Here is a 204-nt window from a genome sequence, read left to right on the forward strand (position 1 = left end):
TGTATATCAAGCCATCCTTGATCAATCCAGTTATAGACCGTCTTGTAGGCAATCCCCACCACATGGGCAACTTGTTCAGGGGACCACTTCCGGACTTGAATCTTTTCTTCAATCAAGTGTTTAAGGTTTTTAGTGAGCGAAGACTTCTGCCCCCGTTGACTAACCTTGCGTTCAAAGTCAGTTTGCGCTAGCTCAGCCTGGTAC

At 46.6% G+C, this 204-nt stretch carries 1 pseudogene; it reads right to left on the bottom strand.

The window, feature by feature from the left end:
* Positions 1 to 204: pseudogene (locus tag FD32_RS08105) on the bottom strand (IS30 family transposase); the annotation flags it as partial.

This window comes from Limosilactobacillus panis DSM 6035 (genome assembly GCF_001435935.1).
In the GTDB taxonomy this organism is placed as follows: Bacteria; Bacillota; Bacilli; order Lactobacillales; family Lactobacillaceae; genus Limosilactobacillus; species Limosilactobacillus panis.